This is a genomic window from Edwardsiella tarda ATCC 15947 = NBRC 105688, from assembly GCF_003113495.2.
In the GTDB taxonomy this organism is placed as follows: domain Bacteria; phylum Pseudomonadota; class Gammaproteobacteria; order Enterobacterales; family Enterobacteriaceae; genus Edwardsiella; species Edwardsiella tarda.
Window position 1 is genome coordinate 1,024,953 of record NZ_CP084506.1, and the last position, 17,113, is coordinate 1,042,065.

The window sequence follows — 17,113 nt, forward strand, 5'->3', positions numbered from 1 at the left end:
GGATGGGGATTTCTCTGAGGTAACGGCGCCGTGACTAAAGGAGCGGTGGAAGATGAAACGATTAAGGTTAAAGACGTTAGGGTGTATCGCCTTGCCGGCCTGCTTGCTGTTAGCCGGTTGCGCCTCGACGGTACCGAGTAAGGATCAATACGGTAACTACTTTACCCCTTACGAAAACGTGACGCGGGGGAACACGGCATCGGGGCAGCCGGTCTTGTATTGGCGTGCGCCCGGCATCGATATGAAGCAGTTCAACAGCCTGATCTATCAGCCGGTGATCTATGCGCCGCGTCCGAAACCGACAGCGCAAATTAGCCAGAGTACGCTCGATCAGATCCTGGCTTACACCAACCAGCAGGTGAAGGCGGCGCTGGCTAGCCATTATCCGCTGGTGGATAAGCCGACGGGTAAGACGTTGATCTTCCGTGGGGCGATCACCGCCATCGATACCCAAAAACAGGGGTTGCAGTTCTATGAGGTATTACCGGTTACGCTGTTGATCGCCGGGACGCAGGCGGCGACGGGGCACCGTACGCTGGATAGCGCCGTCTATCTCCAGGCGGAGTTTATCGATGCGGCGACCCATAAACCGGTGTTGAAAGTGGTACGTAAGATCTCCGGTAATCCGCTGCGCAATGAGCAGACGCCATTGCGGTTACAGGATATGCAGCCCGCGTTGAATGCGTTGGGTAAGGATATCCGAGCCTTTAACGGTTTTGGCCAGTGAGGCATCACGCGGGGGCGTCAGACGACGTCCCCCGCACGTCGCGGCTCCCGACGCGCGGGTTAGAGATCGAGATAGAAGTCGACGGAGTCGAAACGCCAGTATTCGATATCAATCTGTAGCAGGGTACGCAGCATATCGGCGCGAAATTTCTCGACCCGGATCGCCGGTGTCGTGGTATTGCCGCCGATCACCCGACTGGCGGTGGCATTGAGGCGAGTCGGCTTGAAGGCTAGGTGGCTGGTGATGGTCTGGCGTTGGTAATGCTGCGACCATACATCGGCCAGGGCATTCTCGCCCAGGCAGTCGAGGAAGTCGGGGGCCGTCAAGGGGTTGATATAGCTCTCATGGTACAGGATGCGGTGTTCCTCTAACGCGCCCCATCCACGGATACGGTAGAGTCCCTGGGTTGGGTCGGCTTGAAGTAACGTCTGGATATGTACCGGCGCATCCCCCACCCGAGACTGCTCCAAATAGCCCCAGGAGGGAACGCGACCCTGCTCGATTGCCGCCTGCTTGTAGCTGGTGGTGGCGTTAGGGTTATAGCGAAAACGAGGCTGGGCGACGAACCAGCCGCAACGATCCTTGCGGAAGATTTTCGCGTCGTTCTCCAGTGCTAGCAGGGCCTGGCGTAGGGTCATGCGTTTGACGTTTAATTGTTCGCTTAACTCTCGCTCTGCCGGTAAGCGTTCCCCCGCGCCGAATCGCCCCTCATCGATCCACCGACTGATCTGAGCCTTAGCGAGCCCAGCGTGCGAGGCCATCTCCATAATATCATCCTTTGGTTTAAACCAGTCTTGTACGTTAGCGTCGTTGTGGACGCGAGACAAGGGAAATCGTGTGGCTAAACCGCCCGTGTAGCACGGACGGCGGCGTCGAGTGTTTAAAAGAGGCTGGCGCAGACATTGATCGATAGGCCGAGAATGGTCATGTTAAACACGAAGGAGATCACCGACTGTAATAGCACGACCTTACGCATCTCGCGGGATCCGACGCAGACATCGGCGGTCTGAGAGGCGACGGCAATGGTAAAGGAGAAATACATAAAGTCCCAATAAGAGGGGGTCAGCATCTTATCGGGGAAGAGGAGCCAAGGCTCTTCCGTGCGTGGGTTGGCATAGAACAGATGGGCATAGTGCATGGTAAAGCCCATCGGTAACAACAACCAGGAAGAGATCAAGGTCGATCCGGTGATGATGAAGTGGAGGATCTTTAGGTGGCCACTGGTCTGCCCGGCCGTAGCGAGCTCCAAGAAGAGTACCAGGACGCTAATACAGCAGCCGATGACCACAAAGAAGATCACCATCTTAGCGCTCTCATCCTCTAGCCGGGTGATCTTGCGGATATCATGCGCCTTGCGATTGATGATCTTGACCAGTAGAAAGATGATATAGAGCCAGGCAAAGACATTCCACGCGAACATCAGGCGAATGGCCGGAGAAAAGAAAGGTAATAGGCACAAGTAGGTGATCGTGGCCATAAAGAGGGAAAACAAGAAGCGGGGTCGCCCATGCAGGTAGTGTCTGATCCTTGGGCAGCGGTGGAAAAACGGTCTATTCATCCCTTAAGTATCCTGCAGGCTTAGAAATAACAATAATTTCATTCTGATTCGGTGATTGACCTCATTTTAGCATGCTAGTCCTCTGGCGAGAGGGGGGAAATACAGGGGGAAGTCATTCCATCACAGCATGCTGGCGTGGAATAGGATCGCGTATCGCCACACTCCATTGTGCGCGACGCGTCAACGCAAGCCAGGGTGCCGAGCGTGACGGTAAGCCGGAGGATGACGCCATGCCTCGTTGCGGGAAGCGAATCTCAGAAGGGGATAGGCAAGGCGGCGCTCGCTTTCGTCGGCTCGGTATAGTCCGACGAGACTCCAGGCCAACTCACCGATTGGGCTGGGCTTTCGCGTCTGCGCCCTGCAGATACCGCCATATTCGAGGTGAAAATCAGCGATAAAGTGAATTCCACCGGTGGCAATGTCGCGCTCTGTACTGCCCAACCGGTTGTAGTGAATAAATCCTATTGGGTGTGAGTATCCCCGTTGCCGACTACTGCGGCCTAGCAATACGCACACTTTCTGTTATCCCTACTTTGGTCATGGTGTTCAACGTAGACTCTCTGGTCAGACCCTCGGCAAGCTAACCATCGTCATCGCACCGAGTCAGAGCCTTCCAACCACTGTTTAATCCGGTACATGTTAATACGCTATATCGCCGTTTGCGCGAGTAAGGGGGATAATCGGTTGCCCATTGCCCATTGCCCATTGCCCATTGCCCATTGCTCATTGCTCATTGCTCATTGCTCATTGCCCTCGGGATGGCATCCGCTCAGGCGCTGATCCGTAACGGCCCGGCTGCGGCCTGCCTTCTAATTGATCATTCTGAACGTCTGCTTTGCCATGGTACGACCTGTGGTATCAGGATGCGGTGTGATCGGATCGTTCACCTCGGAATCGTTAGACTGATTCAACAGAGTTATTTTCCCGATGTCCTCCTCGGGAGGAACACAATTATCCTGGGCGATAAGGCGATAAGGCGATAAGGCGATAAGGCGATAAGGCGATAAGGCGATAAGGCGATAAGGCGATAAGGCGATAAGGTGAGGGACGAAACATAGGCGGATGAGCCATCGGCCGCTCGTCGTGGCGGAACTCGGGCAAGTGGAGAGGTTGCAATTTTTATTGTGAGAAAGTGGGGGGGCGATGTTTCTTGATGATGTTGGTTATTTTACCACAGCACTTATATTATTTAGATAATAGATGTCAACGTATATCCCCAATGAGTTCGAGATATTAATTAATATTGTCAGATTAATTACCACAAATAATTTTTATGTGCTGATGTGGTCATGATTACTTTATTGGTGTGATGATGACTGATGGCAATATAAAAACACGGAACTGTTTTAGGTGAAGATTATCTATGAGTGGTAATCCTGACAGCATGAACCATTACTTTACTGTTATTTCAATGTGTAAAACATAACATCTGTTGTTATTCTTATAACGTGAAATTTGAAATCTGTCACATAAAACTTCAGTTTGTGTAAATATAGTAGCTAAATAACGTGCCACTTACCCTACATACTGAAAAAGAGATTATCATCATGTTAAAAAAATCACTGATTTCTTTTGCGTTGGTCGCTGCCGGATTGATGTGTTCTGCGACGACTTTCGCTCAATCGCAGCCGGAAGGTAGTGAACAAGGTGCGACCTTAACGCAATTGACCCAGCAATATCCAATCCACTGGATTTCCATTGAGCAGATTGCAGAGAGTTTGCATGGTAAGGCTCCTATCAGTGTAGGATTTGATATTGATGACACACTGTTATTTTCCAGTCCGGTATTTTTCCATGGAAAACAAAAATTCTCCCCGGACAGCAATGCCTATCTGAAAAATACTGATTTTTGGAATGCGGCTAGCAGTAGCGGATGGGGCCGTTTTTCCTTGCCAAAGGCATCGGGGCGCGCGCTGCTGGCTATGCATTTACAACGTGGTGACCATGTCTACTTTATTACTGGCCGGCCGATGCCAACGAGCGGCAAAGAGGATTTGACCAAAATCCTCCAGGATGACTTTCGTATTCCTGCGGCACAGTTGAACCCGGTTATCTTTGCAGGGACCAAACATAACGCTAAAGTTGAGTATATGAAACAACATCATATCACCATGTTTTATGGCGACTCAGATAATGATATTACCAATGCGCGTTTAGCCGGTGCTGAAGGCATTCGAGTTCTACGCCCATTGAACTCAACCAATCAGCCAATGCCAAAAAATGGTCGTTTCGGAGAGCGTGTCGTCATTAACTCACAGTTCTGATAATGAGCGACTATTCCAGGTAATCGAACACAACAATCTAGCTTCGCGAGCATTAATAACCTATGAGCTGTTAGAGTATCGTCGTCACTTTTTTCTAGGGTGATCATCGCTATAGGTTAAGTTAACGTCAGCGTGGAATGGTCTTAATTTCTTTCTGTGCAATACACTTATCGTCGGGTATCGATGCTAGCTATTTGCATAGCTATATTTTTTATCTAGCTACTCGACGGACGATAGGTGTTAATAACTCAAAGATAGAACCTATGAAAATAGATAAAAAAATATTAATCTCTGTCGCTATTGCAGGACTGAGCTTCGGCCAGAGTCAGGCGATAGCGGCCTCCGCTGAGCAGGCACCATTAGCGTCACCCGCGATGCAGGAGACGTTAACCCATCAGCAAATTGTAGAGAAAATTGCACTGTTGAATAAGCGTGCGCAAGCTATCCGTGAAAAGTTGATTAAAGCCCGTACGCTCCAGACTCAGCAGCCTTTTCTTGACTATCACTTCGCCGGTCGCTCTATCCCTGTAGGGCATGTCGGGGATGATGTGAAGATGTTGAAGTATAAGCGTTATCTACCAAAGGATCATTATCCAGAGGCTTTGTTCGGGGTATCAGCCACGGTAAAAATGAGTTATCACGATAACTTTAACGATAAAAATCAGGCTAGGCCGTTTGCCTATAAGCACTCGATCGCGAAGTTTAAGGGAGCGGTCAACTTTAACTCTTGGCTTGCCGGGGCGGCCTATTATGCCTTGAGTGACTCCGGTAGAGATGAGTTACGCGTTGCCAATTTTACCATTGGCGACCTGAACCGCTCACCGTTCTATTTTGCCGTAGGTAGAAAATATATCGACTTTGGCCTGATGAATGCGCCATATGTCGATGAAAGTACAGCGGAGGGACAGTTTGAACTGGTAGGGAATGCGCTCACTGCTGGCTATGCTGGCGAGCATATTGTCGCCACCGTTTCAGCCTTGCAAGGAGAGAACAGCTCATCCAGCTATAATGGTAATAAGGCATTGAATGGCTCGATTAATGCTTGGAATAGCCAGCTGGTTTACGCTACCCGGGGTGGTCTATTCGATCGCTTTAAAGCCGGTATCGGTTATGCCAGTGATGTGCGCGGCTTTGAATATAACCACCTGGCAACTGCCCGTGGATCATCTGCGAGCCATAAGATACCTGAAGGTACATTATTTACCAATTTTACCATCGGTAGTAATGAGATCTATGCAACCTACAGTAAAACCTTGGATGGTGTGCTTGGCGCTGAGATTAATGATAATCAGCGTTTCGCTGATAGTCACCCTTGGGGTGTTTCTCTGGCGTTTACTCACCACTTCGATCTGTTCCATAAGTGGAACGGTGTCTCTTTGGTATATAACACTACCGGTGGCTTTAATGATAGTGAGATTGATTATAGCGATGCGGCTAAATCTGGTGCAACACCCTATGCCGCCATGCGTAATCAAGTTTCATTAATTTGGGATCTTCCTTTGCATAAAGGGGTATATCTCTCGAGTGAGATCTATGGTGGTAACTGGTATCGGAAACACCAAGCAAATAGTACTGACTTTGAATCCGGATCAACCCGTTATATTGGTACGGCTGTTGAAATTAACGTTTCTATCTAGGAGCACAGATGAAAAAGGTTATCTCTCACCTGGCGACAGTGATTGGCCTGCTGGTTATCTCATCTTCTGTGCTGGCCGAGCAACAGTTGTATGTTGAACCACAAGTACAGCAGAAACCGATTCTTAACTTGATACAGCAGAGTAAGAAGAATATTGATGTTGTAATCTATGAGTTCTCCGACCCCACGCTGATTAAAGCGTTAGGAGAAGCCGAGAAACGAGGTGTGAAGGTACGCGTACTGATGACCTCTCGAATTCATGGTAACTATGCCCCTATTTGGAAAAATATCCATGAATTTCAAGATGAAGGTATCGAGGTTAAACGGACTAATCCGGACTTTACCTATACTCACCAGAAGACCTTTATCTTTGACAATAAAAAGGCATTGATCAGTACAGGGAATATGGATTTTGACCGATATCCCAATAGTCGTAACTTTTTGGTTTTAACCGATGAGCCACAAGAGGTGAAGCAGATCGTTGATGTTTACCATGCAGATTGGCAGCATCAGCGTCCACATCTAACGCAACAACAGTTAACGGCCTCGCAACTCGTCTGGAGTCCGATTAATGCTACCTCTGCACTGGTAAAACTTATTAATAGTGCACAGCATAGTATGGATATTTATGCTTTGGAGATGAGTGATCCGGCGATTGTATCGGCTCTCGAACAAGCCCTGAAGCGTGGGGTGGATGTGAGCATTATATACAGTAAGGCGCCGTTTGCTTGGAGTCAGCAGGATCTGATTAAGCTATATCGTCAGGGCGCTAATCTACGGGTATTGGAAGATAGTGCACCATTTATTCATGCTAAGGCGATCTTAGTCGATGGCAAACAGGCATATATCGGTTCGGAGAACTTCACGACTAACTCACTACAGCGCAACCGTGAATTGGGCATTATTACTCAGCAGCCCACAGTACTGAATACGCTGAAATCGACGCTGGCACATGATATGGCTACACCCGCCTACCGGGTATCAGAACTTGTGAGTTCCCCACATCTTGCCTTGCCACACCAGACACAACATTAATCTTGCATCGGACTTAAAATCATGAATAAAAAAATTATTACCTCACTGATTGTTGCTACGCTGGCCATGCAAGGAATGGCGTATGCCTCGACTCAGGATGATACAGCTGCGTTGCAGAAGCAATTGGACCAATTAGAGCAGCAAACACGAGTATTGGAGAAACGTGCCGCGCGAGCCGTCACTGAAAGTCAAGAAAGTAGTGAGTTGAAACAGAACCTGGTTAGTAAAGCGGTGCAGAAGCTCCATCCCAAGGTTTTAACGCGTAATCAGTTTACTCATGCATTGGACGATAATAACCAATCGATACTCCAGTATAAGAAGCATAATGCGGCTCCGTTACTGATGATCGGGGGGATTGCGGATCTCACGCTGACTTCTGGCTGGATTGCCGATCGCTATCAGGTCAATAGCTCCAAGTATTTACCTTTTATGCAGTCTCAGGGTCATTACAGCACCCAGACCGAAGTACCGCAGATTAAGGCTAAAATTGTGATTAACCCGGTACAATGGGCCACCATGAGTGTGCTCTACGATTTTCGCTCTAGCGAGATGAAGTCGGCGGTGATTACCCTGGGGGATTACAATACATTGCCCGTCTATCTGAGTGCTGGTCTGGAGTATTTGGACTTTGGCGGCCGTGGACATCAGACCGTGATTGCCAAGAGTGCCGAATCCTATATGGATCTGCAAGGCTATGCGGTGACCTTAGGCTATCATGGCGATAATCTGTCTGCGAGTGCTAGTGCGGTTGAGCAAAAGATCTTTGGCAAGGCAACCAATATTGGCTCTTATCTCTTCGATACCCACTATGACTGGTGTTTGGGACCTGTGGGTGGGCGTCTAGGTGGATCTTATATTACCGATATTAAGGGCATCGGTAGTACCGATAGTGATGATATTGGCATGCCGGACAATAACATGTTTGAGGCGGTAACTCAGCCCAACGGGCGTTTGCCAGCCTATGCCCTGTACGGTCGTTTGGATATTACTGATCAGTATCATATCTACTCTAACTATATGAAACTGGATGGTGACCTTGCCCAAGGCTGGAAGGGGAGTGAGCGCGTCCGTCCTTCATTACTGACGGTAAATGGTAGCTATAATTTTGATCTTTTAGGTGTGCAGAATCAGATTATCGCGGGTTATGATCGTAGTAGCGATGCCTTTGGCTTGAGGAATGATTTGAAGTATATGTCTAAATACAATAAGTACTCTCCGTTAACCTCTGATCTGTATGCACATCAGTACAGCTTAGAGCTTTCCTCACGGCTGAGTAGTAATTTGTATTTGACGGAGGGGGTATATCTGCAGCATGACTATGATAGCAATGATCATACCGGCTTTGGGGTTAATCTAAGCGGTGTCTTCTGATGATATCATCTGGCGGCACATGCTTTGCTGTGCCGCAGTTAGTGGCTACATTCCTTATTGGTTTGCTTGCGAATTTGATGCCTGATCCTCGCTGTATTATTGCCGGTATATGCCGGCAATTTTCTTGTCAATAGAAAACGATAAGTGATAGATCGGGGGGCAGTAAGATTTTACTTATTCTAAATGTCGTTATTGCTGGCTCTCATCAGAGTGGTAGGGATGCTTATTTTAATAAGTCATTCTGGGGTGTAATCAATACCCTCTATCGATAACGCCGTATTTGATGATGCTGATCATAGTATTTAAATATAATGATATTACCTTCAGCGCTACTTGAGTAACGCTGAAGGTAATAGGAGGAGGTATTAGTTATGCTTAGGCGATTGATAGTTTTTGCTGATGTCTAGCATTTGTGTATAAGGGCCATTCCAATCGGTATCGAACAATCTCCCTAAGATTTGTGCAGGTTGTTTACCATTGATTAAGAGCGCGATATTACGAGTGGTATAAAAATATCCCCACTCCCAGTTACTGGTGGTTAACCAGCTGAGGTCATTATCGACCACGAAGTATTTCTCATGCTCAACCCGTGAGTAGGGGATGTAGCGGGACTTCAGAGGTGGGATGGTGCTGATTTTTACCTCGACATTGGGGAGTAGCTGGAGCGTTTTCATAAAATCATTGGCCGGTTGGCTGTTATTCCAATCCGCTACGATGATTTTGACATGTACACCACGTTGCGCCGCATTGGCGATAGCATTGTAGAGTTCATCCCAATATCCAACATAACCATATTTTTTAAACCCAGAAAATGTCATTACCTGCATTTTTAGATCATGATGGGCATTGTCGATCGCAGCAATCATTTGTGAGATCTCACTGTCAGTCCCATTCGGACGCATGTCTACGGGGCTGAAAGCGGGGTGGACCAGCAGTGTCTCATGATGATAACTGACCATGGCCGGTCGCTGTGCCGTTACCCACATTGTTTTTTGCATATTATTACGCAGATGATGATCCTGTGGCCCATTATTATTTTCAGCCAGTTGCCAGTCGAGGTTAAAGACGGCCAGGATTGTCGTGGCGAGTTGGGGATTGCGAATGCGGACACCGATATTATGGATCTGAGAAAGCGAGATCCAACTCCAGTTGGCACTATTGACGGCAACGTTTTCGTTATCGACTATCATATACTTGGCATGCATCACGCCCCCGGCGATTTTTTTATAATCGACCTGACGTACAGTGATGTTAGCAATGTTCTGGAATAGTTGCACGGGATCGCTGCTTCCTCCTAGATGCATAGCTTCGGTTAGGATCCGAACTTTTACGCCTCGCCGGGCGGCATCTTTGATCGCATTAATAATGGGTTCTAATTTTTCTCCAGGTTTATTAGTAATATAAAATGTACCAATATCAAGAGAATGCTTGGCCTGTTTGATCATTTCTAGCCAGACTGTGGCCGTGGAGCTTATCTCCGGCTGTTGGAAAACATGCTCAGTATTTTCGGGTATGGCTTGCATTAGTTCAAAGTCAGCCTGTTGTGCCTGGCTAGCATAGGTCGAAAAAGAAATGCTGGCAATGATAGCCGCAAGAGTGAGTTTCTTCATTTATATTTATCCTCTGGGTAGGTTCTATCTATACTTCACGTAAATATATCTTTGATGTTTTCAATTCGTATTATTTAATAAGATGAATAAAAAAACAAGCATCATGGCAGTCAGCTCCTGACACTATTCTTACATCATTAAACCAGGGTGTTATCGTCGCATTGATATTTATATGTGAACTTCGCGAGATGAAATTATTTATAGGTGGGATGTTTTTGTCGCGTAATCATCAGAGTCTGATATATCAGTATATATGTCGGCTTTAGTGCTATTCCCTCGCCGTTGGCCATATCGGAAGCGCAGAACCAGAGTTGGCCTGTCGATTTTATGTATGATGTCCTGATTTATGGTCGTCGCTTTCGCACGTTCAATGTCATTGATGACGTTAACCGGGAAGCGTTGTCGATTGAAATCGAGCTGAATCTGCCAGCCACCCTAGGTGGTGTATGTACTCGACAGGAGCGCGGGAAAGCGTGTCTATTCAGCTATGTTTCACATGGATCATGGCCCGGAGTTTATTTCTCTGGCATTGGCTGATTGGGCCGAGAAACAGGAAATAAAACTGGAAGTTATCCAACCGGGTAAACGGACGCAGAACGCATTCATTGAATGATTGAATCGGACATACCATACAGAAACATTCGATCTTTATCTGTTTAGAACGTTGAATAAAGTACGGGATATTACGAGGAGATGACTATCAGCATACCACCATAAACGCCCGCACGAATCACCGAATAACATGATATTGGAGGTGTTCCGCCTGCAAAATAATAAGGTAGGATCTCAAAAAGTGCATGGCGCTAAAACGGGCCTATTTACAGTCGCCACGCCGGTTGGCTAGTGGATGGGATACCGATCACACTAGAGACCAAAAAAACCGGAGCCACGTTAGCTCCGGTTTTCTTATATAGGCTCTATCTATCTGTCTACTCCGGCTCTAGCCATCTTCGTTATCGCAGGAGATCGAGCCTATAAAATTAGTTGATAGCAACTACGTTTACGGCTGAAGGGCCTTTAGGGCCATTCTCTACAGAGAACTCAACCTTTTGTCCTTCATCCAGGGTACGGAATTCATTGCTTTGGATAGCAGAGAAGTGAACGAAAACGTCCTTGCTGCCATCAGCCGGGGAGATAAAGCCGAAGCCTTTATCTGCGTTGAACCATTTTACAGAACCAGTCATTTTATTAGACATTGTTATTACCTTCTAAATTTTGTGAGTCACTCAGGGTGACGAAATGGGCCTGCTTTGACAGAAAAGCTTACTAAGGCATTGAAGGAGGAGACTCACGATAAAGGGAAATCAGAAGATAACACTGGAGCTGAGGCTACTTGACTAAAACTGCTTTATTAAGGTCTGTTCTGCAAACCGTGATGTCATTAACTCATATGGCGTCGGTAAGCACAAGCTTTATTTTAGCCATCCGGATGTGCCGATGCTTGGAGGTCTGCCATTTTTGCTCTTGGCCAGCATGTTGTGTTATGGCGCATCCCTGATGCATAAAGCAATCTGGACGGTAGTAGCTGCTGGTAAGGGCGTATGGCGGTCATATGTGGGACAGATTTGGGGCAGCCATCTGTTGAGCGGTAGTTTTCTGGATTGCCAATTTTTTGCACTTGGGACGGTGTGAGCGCGGCCTAGTGCGGTAATGGGTTGTGTGACTGGGCGGGAACTTAACGGACTTCTGCGGATGCGTGCGAACGGTGTAATGGCGTTCCCTGCAGGAATCGAACCTGCAACTAGCCCTTAGGAGGGGCTCGTTATATCCATTTAACTAAGGGAACACGCGAATAAGATTAGGCATTATGACGCTATCTATGCGAAAGCCGGGAGCTATCCTAGCGTATTCCTTCTCTTTTTTTCAAGCCAATCCTCGGCGTGGGGGGCAGGGTGCAGTATTTTTATGCAGTTCCGTCTATTAAATAGTCTGTCTGCTAAATAGACGGCCTGCGGCGTGCCGAAAGCAGCACGCCACAAGGGCGAGCGACGCCTCGACGATCAAGCGCTTAGCGCGGAGGAGGGGACCTCGACTTGCTCCCAGCGTTGGATACGTGTCAGCATTAACGGTATCGTCGATACCCTTCTGCGCCACTGTTCTTGTTGTGCCGGGTCTAGTTTACTGTACATGCTGATAATAATGTCGGTACGACGCTCCAGACGAGCCAGTATCTTACTGCGATCCGGGTTACGCTGGCTGAGGAAGCGCTGCCGCTCCTTCGCCCAACCTGCGATCTGCGCCTTGAGGCGTGTCTCGGTATCATTCACCACCAGCAAACTGAGCGTGGCGGAACTGATGGTGATGACGGCGACCAAGGCAAACAGGAAGGTGGTATAGCCATTGAAATAGTCATTGCCAGGAACGTAGTTATGGCTGTTGGCGTTGACCATGACAGCGACGGCGAAGGCGATAAAAGGGATGGCTCGGACTTTATATTGCCCATTCATCACAAAGGCCATCGGGAAGTAGATAAGCAGCATGCTCAGCCAAAAGGCATTGGCATCGTGCAGGTTCGGTAATAGGAAAACAAAGATCGGGAAGGCGAACAGCGTGCCGATACTAAAGCCAATGGCGAAACCCTTGGGTGACATGCGTTCACCGTATTGGCACATCACCAGGAGTACCGCCGTCAAGAGCATCACCTGCGGACCACCAGGCCAACCATAACGCCAGAGTAGCAGACTCAGTATACAGCTGACGAAGAATAGCAGTGCGCTGGTAAAGGCGGAGTCGGTTCCCGCGCTAAACATCCGGTTTTGCCACTGCCAACGAAAGCGGCTTTGCGCATCGGTGGTCGCATTTTTTTCTACTATGCCTTGCAAATCAGCGGCGATCAGCGTCAGTAATGAGGCATAACGTGGGGAGTGCGCCATCTCAATCGGAGGGATAGCCTCGCGCGCCTTGGCCGCCGCGATGGCGGCATTAATCCATGCTTTGGCCTGATCATCTAGGGCATGTTGCATACGCAAGGAGTAGAGGTGGCGACTGAGCTTCTCCAGCGCGTAGATACTATTGATCAGGTTGTATTCCTGAGCGTAGATACTGCGATAATCGCTATAGTTTAGGGATAGCGACTGGCGCAACAGGTCGATCTTTTGTGACAGGTCCAGGTATAGCGCGACCGCATCCACATCCTCTTTATTGAGTAGGATAGCTAACTTTTCCAGAATAACGTGATATTGCTTCTGCCATGATGCGGCGTACTCCAAAGGCCATACGAGGTTGAAGATGAAGATCACCGAAGAGCCGATGAAGACACACCCTACGCGGTCGAACAACACGCTGAAGGCGTGGCTGGGATTGGAGAGGGAGGCGCTAAAGACGATGATAAAGCCGATGATCACCCAGCGCCACATGTCCTTGTATTGGAAATGTGTCAGGCTGATATAGGTGCAGACGCTGCCAAACAGCGCGGCACAGAGCATGATGGTGAAGGGGTCTTGGGCTAGCCACCAGATGACGAAGAAACCGAGGCTGCCACCGACAAAGTTACCGACGATGCGTTGCCACCAGCGGCTGCGGATTTGGCCGATCGTCCCCAACGAGACGATCAGCGCGCTGGTCACCGCCCAATCCGGTGAGTGCATCCCCAGCCGTATCGCGAGATAGAGCGAGAGCATCACGGCGAGGGTGAGTCGGAGGGCTTTTAGGCTTTGTAGTAGCATGGGGCGCCTTATTTAACGATATCGACGGTAGCACTGAGTCCCGGAATAAAATTCTCCATGTTACTGCCAGGATCTAATTGAATATTCACTGGTACGTTTTCTGCCAGGCGAACCCAGTCAAAGACCTGGGGCAACTCAGAGAGTAAGCCGGGATTCGGCAACTCTTTGGAGTTGATCGCCGAACCGATACTCTGTACATGGCCATGGTAGGCAACATGGGTATCGGCCATCAGATAGACCTTGGCCTTATCGCCGGCGCGAATGCCGGCGATCACGGTTTCAGGGAAGGCACCCTCTACCCAGATGTTATCGGTATCGACCTCGGCCAGCAATGCGTTACCGGGACGGGCGTAGTCGCCGACGTTGAGATTGACCGTGGCGATTTTTCCGTTGCTAGGCGCATAGATATGGGTACGCGAGAGATCCAGTTCGGCTTTAGCCAGTGAGGCCTTAGCGGCCAATAGCTGTGCGTTGTCATCCCCGAGTGCGCCACGAGCGGCGATCGCCTGTTGCAGCCGTGCCTGGGCGGTGGCGACGTTGCCTTTACTCACATTGAGATCGGTCTCGGCCTGTTGGTAGTCATTGGTTGAGGCGAAGTTACGCTGCTTCAAGTTACTGATGCGTTGAAAATTCGACTGCATATAGCTGTATTGGCTCTGTGCGTTTTGTAGCGCGGCCTTGGCCGACAGGACCGCCGCGCTCTGCTCTAACAACTGCTGCTCGACATTCGCCAGATTAGCTTGGGCATTCTGCACATTGATCTTATAGTCGCTATCGTCGATGGAGAACAGTAAGTCACCCTTTTTGACCGTTTGATTGTGGCGTACATTTACCTGTGTCACCAAGCCGCTTACTTGCGGCGTAATATCGATGATATTTGCCCGTACGACGCCATGGCGAGTACTCAGCTGCTGGTTGTATTGATGGATGCCAAAGATAATGATCGTGGAGGTAATGGCGAGAAATAACGCCGTACGTGAAGCGGGTGACTTTAGCATATCATGACCTGTTAGAAATGAAGGATGGCGATAACCAGTAATGCATAGATGGCCGATGCATAAGCCCAGACGATGAGGCGTGGGTGCCAGAAATAACTTAATAGACGATAACGTGCGGCAAATTTCACCGACAGTTGCGTGATAATGAAACAAAGAATACCTAATACCACCAGCTTGGGGATAAAGGCATTCAGTAGCACGACGTCGTTAAAGAGTTCCATAATGGCCTACGATTATTATAGTAGTTCTATTCGGGTATTATATAGCACACTATTGATAATGTGCATTATTATTTCATAGGGATAATGAAACAGGGCTTTATGTGCCGCGTAATTAGGCAATCTCGCCTGGCGTTCGCTGTCTGCACTTGTTTCGATCCGATAAAAATCATTTTATTTATTATGCTATTATAGATGCTCACCGCTATTGTGCCAGTGTGATGCGCGAACACCTCTAGCTTCGCTAGGACGCCTCCCGTCATCATTGGGGGCGGTTGTGCGCAGGGGAGGGCGTGTCCGATTTTTAATCGGTGATAATAATGTTTATTTCCATAATATATATTCGATATATATCAAGCTGATCTAATTAAGAAATAGTGAAATCTTTCTTTATTGTGCCTAATGATGATTGTTGATTAGGATGAGTGGAGCGCAGTACAGCGGGAATGACATCGCTGTCGGGGGATAACGGTGTGCTAGGTCCTCTCGCCGTGATTAATACACTGCGCTTTCCTCGCTCTCTTGCCCGTTAGCGACTGACTGCATGCATGCCAAACGGTAAAATGTGAACTGCGTCGGTATGGGCGGCATTTCCAGTGCCTTAGCGGGACAGACCCGATGATTATCCTTGATCTGGCGCATTATTTTACCCCGAATGAGTTAGGTCGCAGGGCGTGTACAGGGTTCGGGGAGAGGGGGGCTTATGCTATTATGCAGCGATTCCAATCAGAGCAGAATCTATCCATGTTGACGATTTCCCGCCTGGGCTGTCGGCGCGATGAGCGCGTGTTGTTTGAAGATCTGAGTTTTCGGGTACAGCCGGGAGAGATGGTGCAGATCGAGGGGCCGAACGGCGCCGGGAAGACCACACTGCTACGCATGTTGGCGGGGTTGTCCTTGCCGGACAGCGGCGAGATCATCTGGCAGGGGGCGTCGATCCGTCGTCAACGGGAACATTACCAGCAGCACCTGTTATATCTAGGGCATCACCCCGGCGTGAAGAGTGTGATGACGGCCTTTGAGAATCTGGCGTTTTATTGCCGAGTATTGGGCCAGCGTGATGACGAGGCTATCTGGCAGGCGCTTGCCCAAGTCGAACTGGTCGGTTTTGAAGATGTCCCCATCGCCCAACTCTCGGCGGGGCAGCAGCGGCGCGTCGCGCTGGCGCGCCTATGGTTGAGTGAGGCGCCCTTGTGGATCCTGGATGAACCGTTGACGGCGATCGATAAGCGTGGCGTGGCACGTTTACTCGCGTTGTTCGCGCGTCATACCGCCAGCGGCGGGACGATTATCCTGACCACCCATCAGGAGCTGAATTATTCCAATATGCGTCGGCTATGCCTGCGTGGTGAAGAGAGGGCGGTATGATCTTGGCAGTGATTCGGCGCGAGCTGAGGATCGCCGCACGTAGTGGCGCTGAAATTATTAACCCGCTGTGGTTCTTTCTGATTGTCGTAACGCTGTTTCCTTTGAGCATCGGCCCTGAGCCTCAGCTACTGGCGCGCATCGCACCGGGTATCGTCTGGGTGGCCGCATTGCTGGCGTCGCTGCTCTCGCTAGAGCGGCTGTTTAAAGATGACTTTTTGGATGGTTCGTTAGAGCAACTGGTGTTGATGCCCGCCCCGCTGACGTTAACGGTCCTCGCCAAGGTGGTCGCGCATTGGCTGCTGACGGGATTGCCGTTGTTGATTCTGTCGCCGTTGGTCGCACTGTTGCTGTCATTCAATGTCGCGACGTGGCAGGCGGTCGCGTTGACGCTGCTGCTCGGAACACCGACATTGAGCTTTATCGGCGCGATCGGGGTCGCGCTGACGGTGGGGCTGCGTAAAGGCGGGGTATTGCTGAGTCTCTTGGTGCTGCCGCTGTATATTCCGGTGCTGATCTTCGCCACCTCGGCGATCGATGCGGCATCGATGGGGATGCCCATCGGAGGGTATTTGGCGATCTTGGGGGCGATGCTGGCCGGGAGTATGACACTGGCGCCATTCGCCGCCGCCGCCGCATTACGTGTGAGTATCCAGTAAGGTGATA

The 17,113-nt window shown here is 49.3% G+C and carries 14 protein-coding genes, 1 tRNA gene and 1 pseudogene; 8 read left to right on the forward strand and 8 right to left on the reverse strand.

Annotation, left to right across the window (positions count from 1 at the left end):
• Positions 1–52 precede the first annotated feature (52 nt).
• A complete protein-coding gene (locus DCL27_RS04755) occupies positions 53–727 on the forward strand; it encodes a DUF3313 domain-containing protein (RefSeq protein ID WP_005288639.1) in 675 nt (224 codons plus the stop codon).
• A gap of 59 nt (positions 728–786) precedes the next feature.
• Here the strand turns inward: DCL27_RS04755 and DCL27_RS04760 are convergent, their stop codons facing one another.
• On the reverse strand, positions 787–1,494 hold the full coding sequence (locus DCL27_RS04760; protein ID WP_035598784.1) for a GntR family transcriptional regulator: 708 nt from the start codon (positions 1,492–1,494) through the stop codon (positions 787–789).
• A 113-nt stretch (positions 1,495–1,607) separates the two neighbouring features.
• The gene (locus tag DCL27_RS04765) at positions 1,608–2,204 is read right to left on the reverse strand and encodes a DUF1345 domain-containing protein (RefSeq protein ID WP_005288633.1); all 597 of its coding nucleotides are present in this window, start codon (positions 2,202–2,204) and stop codon (positions 1,608–1,610) included.
• 1,628 nt (positions 2,205–3,832) lie between these two features.
• Between DCL27_RS04765 and aphA the strand changes: the two genes are divergently transcribed.
• The 4 genes from aphA (at position 3,833) to DCL27_RS04785 (ending at position 8,591) form a co-directional block, all read left to right on the forward strand.
• Positions 3,833–4,549 (forward strand): acid phosphatase AphA, encoded by a 717-nt coding sequence (gene aphA / locus DCL27_RS04770; RefSeq protein ID WP_228594477.1) that lies wholly within the window; start codon positions 3,833–3,835, stop codon positions 4,547–4,549.
• Positions 4,550–4,812: 263 nt separating this feature from the next.
• Positions 4,813–6,186: a hypothetical protein gene (locus DCL27_RS04775; protein ID WP_035600071.1), complete on the forward strand. Its 1,374-nt coding sequence runs from the start codon at positions 4,813–4,815 to the stop codon at positions 6,184–6,186.
• Positions 6,187–6,194: 8 nt separating this feature from the next.
• A complete protein-coding gene (locus DCL27_RS04780) occupies positions 6,195–7,220 on the forward strand; it encodes a phospholipase D-like domain-containing protein (protein ID WP_005288618.1) in 1,026 nt (341 codons plus the stop codon).
• 21 nt (positions 7,221–7,241) lie between these two features.
• On the forward strand, positions 7,242–8,591 hold the full coding sequence (locus DCL27_RS04785) for a hypothetical protein (protein WP_035600069.1): 1,350 nt from the start codon (positions 7,242–7,244) through the stop codon (positions 8,589–8,591).
• A gap of 365 nt (positions 8,592–8,956) precedes the next feature.
• Here DCL27_RS04785 and DCL27_RS04790 read toward each other — a convergent pair whose 3' ends face one another.
• Entirely contained in the window at positions 8,957–10,201 is a 1,245-nt protein-coding gene (locus DCL27_RS04790) for a phospholipase D-like domain-containing protein (RefSeq protein WP_181880784.1), read from the reverse strand.
• A 273-nt stretch (positions 10,202–10,474) separates the two neighbouring features.
• Between DCL27_RS04790 and DCL27_RS04795 the strand changes: the two are divergent.
• Positions 10,475–11,008, forward strand: a pseudogene (locus DCL27_RS04795) (integrase core domain-containing protein); the annotation flags it as partial.
• Positions 11,009–11,181: 173 nt separating this feature from the next.
• Here DCL27_RS04795 and cspE read toward each other — a convergent pair.
• The 5 genes from cspE to DCL27_RS04820 all read right to left on the reverse strand — a co-directional run bounded on the left by cspE (position 11,182) and on the right by DCL27_RS04820 (position 15,085).
• A complete protein-coding gene (gene cspE, locus DCL27_RS04800; RefSeq protein ID WP_005288610.1) occupies positions 11,182–11,397 on the reverse strand; it encodes a transcription antiterminator/RNA stability regulator CspE in 216 nt (71 codons plus the stop codon).
• 515 nt (positions 11,398–11,912) lie between these two features.
• Positions 11,913–11,987, reverse strand: a tRNA-Arg gene (locus DCL27_RS04805).
• A 214-nt stretch (positions 11,988–12,201) separates the two neighbouring features.
• Positions 12,202–13,866: an FUSC family protein gene (locus DCL27_RS04810; protein ID WP_005288456.1), complete on the reverse strand. Its 1,665-nt coding sequence runs from the start codon at positions 13,864–13,866 to the stop codon at positions 12,202–12,204.
• Between the two features lie 8 nt (positions 13,867–13,874).
• A complete protein-coding gene (locus DCL27_RS04815) occupies positions 13,875–14,864 on the reverse strand; it encodes an HlyD family secretion protein (RefSeq protein ID WP_035600403.1) in 990 nt (329 codons plus the stop codon).
• An 11-nt stretch (positions 14,865–14,875) separates the two neighbouring features.
• Positions 14,876–15,085, reverse strand: coding sequence for a DUF1656 domain-containing protein (locus DCL27_RS04820; RefSeq protein ID WP_005288440.1), 210 nt, complete (start codon positions 15,083–15,085; stop codon positions 14,876–14,878).
• A 741-nt stretch (positions 15,086–15,826) separates the two neighbouring features.
• Here DCL27_RS04820 and ccmA point away from each other — a divergent pair.
• Together ccmA and ccmB are read left to right on the forward strand one after the other, a co-directional pair.
• Positions 15,827–16,450: a cytochrome c biogenesis heme-transporting ATPase CcmA gene (gene ccmA / locus DCL27_RS04825; protein ID WP_035595123.1), complete on the forward strand. Its 624-nt coding sequence runs from the start codon at positions 15,827–15,829 to the stop codon at positions 16,448–16,450.
• Positions 16,447–17,106 carry a heme exporter protein CcmB gene (ccmB, locus tag DCL27_RS04830; RefSeq protein ID WP_005288437.1) on the forward strand — a complete coding sequence of 220 codons (660 nt, stop codon included), beginning with the start codon at positions 16,447–16,449 and terminating at the stop codon, positions 17,104–17,106. Before ccmA ends, ccmB begins: the two co-directional genes overlap by 4 nt.
• The last annotated feature ends 7 nt before the right edge of the window (positions 17,107–17,113 follow it).